Origin of the sequence: Lentibacillus salicampi (genome assembly GCF_004565465.1) — a bacterium.
In the GTDB taxonomy this organism is placed as follows: Bacteria; Bacillota; Bacilli; order Bacillales; family Amphibacillaceae; genus Lentibacillus; species Lentibacillus salicampi.
This window is the reverse complement of sequence record NZ_SRHY01000093.1, coordinates 1-2,374: the sequence shown is the minus strand read 5'-3', so window position 1 is coordinate 2,374 and position 2,374 is coordinate 1. Positions and strand designations below refer to the sequence as shown.

The 2,374-nt window shown below is 47.3% G+C and carries 2 protein-coding genes; both read left to right on the top strand.

Features of this window, described 5'->3' with window-relative positions:
* On the top strand, window positions 1-1,503 hold a 1,503-nt coding region (gene istA, locus E4U82_RS19420; RefSeq protein ID WP_135111893.1), incomplete at its 5' end, for an IS21 family transposase.
* A gap of 5 nt (window positions 1,504-1,508) precedes the next feature.
* Complete coding sequence (gene istB / locus E4U82_RS19415; protein WP_135111894.1) at window positions 1,509-2,237, top strand: IS21-like element helper ATPase IstB; 729 nt, start codon at window positions 1,509-1,511, stop codon at window positions 2,235-2,237.
* Window positions 2,238-2,374 lie beyond the last annotated feature (137 nt).

The window sequence follows — 2,374 nt, the reverse complement described above, 5'->3', positions numbered from 1 at the left end:
CTAGCAATGGCTCAAGTTGACTATATCAGTTTTTTACGAGATGAGGAAGGGTTATCCGTCAATTCCCTGGCCAAACGCCTCGGAATTAACTGGCGGACTGCCAAAAAGTATGCCGACCGGGAAGATTGGAGCCCGGAAATCAAGCGGCGAAGCAAACGTTCTCCGATTCTGGAGCCTTATATGGATGTTATCGATGCATGGCTGACGGAGGATTTATCCCGGAAACGAAAAATGCGTCATACCAACATACGCATCTTTCAACGTCTTCGTGATGAATGTGCCTATACCGGAGGGGCCCGTACCGTAACCAGTTATGTGTCCAGACGAAAAAAGGAATTGGCGCAGGCGCAACAAGCTTATACGGAGTTGGTTCATCCGGGAGGCGAGGCACAGATCGATTTCGGTACGACCGATATCATTTATGAAGGGGCATGGCTTCAGATAAAATACCTTGTCATGTCTTTTCCGTACAGTAATGCAGCCTATTTGGTTGTATTTCCAAGGGAGGATCTCACCTGCTTTCTGGAGGGACTCAAGCAGCTTTTTGCCCAAGCCGGAGGAGTCCCGCGCAAACTATGGTTTGATAATCTATCTGCCGCCGTTGCGACGATTAAAGGACACGGTGAGCGTGACCTGACGGATATGTTCCGCCGGTTTAAACTGCATTATCGGTTTGAGGCTGTATTTTGTAATCCTGGAGCTGGCCATGAAAAGGGCAATGTGGAAAATAAGGTTGGAACCAGCCGGAGAAACTGGTTTGTGCCGGTTCCCGTCATGACATCCTGGGAACAGATGAATCAATTGATGAAACAAAAAGCCGAGAAAGCCATGGAATACGAACATTACAAGCATAAACAGTCTGTCCGGTCGCTGTGGGAAGAAGAACAGCCCAAACTTCTGCAGCTTCCCCGGGATCCGTTTGAGGTTGTTCATCTGGAAACAGCCAGACTCGACAAATACGGGAACCTTCATAGAGATAAGGAACGCCTTTCCGTACCGGAAGGCGGCGCCGGCCAACTTGTATCGTTAAAAGTCTACTGGGATCAGATGGAAGTGTTAGATGAAGCGAATGAGCATCTGGTGACCCTTCCACGGTCTTCCAGTCTTAATCTGCAGGAATTTGACTGGATTCAGGAATTGAGACAAGTCAAACATAAGCCACGAGCGATTCCCTATACGCTGGCCTATACGGCGCTTCCGGAAACGCTCCGAGAGTATCTGGACGTGGCGGATCTCCCCCATCGGAAACAGCGGATAGGAAGTCTTCTACAATGGCTCCATGATGGCTACCCTATCGATCAGATTTCCGGGGCTGTAGCTCATATTAGCTCTGACCATTGGGATGAGGCTGGCGTGATTTATCAGGAATTGTACCGTACAATGCATCCGGAAATAGCCACGCAACTTGAGAGCCTTGAAGAATCTTACACCCCTTCCAGTGTGAGGGACTATGAACCTGAGCTTGAAGTCTATGACAACCTCATAGGAAAGGGGTGGGCATGATGACCATGGAGGAACATATCCAAGCTTACTGCAAGAAATTGAAGTTAGGATATATCGGGGATGTTTATAATCAGATTGAAGCAGAGAACCATGAGGAATTCCTCTTGCGTTGTTTGGAAAAAGAGGTGCAGGCACAGGAACATAACAAGGTGCAGCGCTTAATCAAAAAGGCTGGATTCAACCAACTCAAGACGCTGGAGAATTATGATGAATCCTGGGCACCGGAGCTCCCTTCAACGGTTACAATGAACTCTTTAAAGGATTTAACATTCCTGGAGTCTAAGCAGAACATTATGATGGTCGGATCTGTTGGGACTGGAAAGACGTTTCTGGCTTCCGCCTTGGGAGTGGAAGCGTGCAGACAAGGAAGAGAGGTCAGATTTTACCGGGTTAATGATCTCGTTTCCACACTGTTGGAAAAGCACCACAATGGGACGTTAAACCGGTTTATGCGGGGATTCCGGAAAGCAGAATTGGTCATTTTGGATGAATTGGGTTTTGTGCCTTTTCATAAAGATGGAGCCGAGCTTCTGTTCAGCCTGATTGCCGAGTGTTATGAGCAGACCAGTGTGATTGTGACCTCCAATCTGGAGTTCGGGCAATGGAATACAATATTTGGCGACAAGCGTCTTACAGCTGCCATTATGGACCGGCTGGTGCACCACGCTCATATTATCACCTTCACAGGTGAGAGTTATCGGCTGACAAACGCCTTGTCTAAAGGTGAAATATGAGTTAGGAATGATGACGAATTCCGTTTGTACCTTGAAAAATTAATAAGAAATTCATTCGCAATCGCAGGGATAAACTGGCTGGCAAGGTTATGTAAAAAAGTATTGCCAACTTATGTACTTTTCACTTGCCAAACACA

What these genes read in the sequence shown, in the direction of transcription:
- istB (WP_135111894.1), top strand. Translation starts at nt 1,509, where the DNA reads ATGGAGGAACATATCCAAGCTTACTGCAAGAAATTGAAGTTAGGATAT.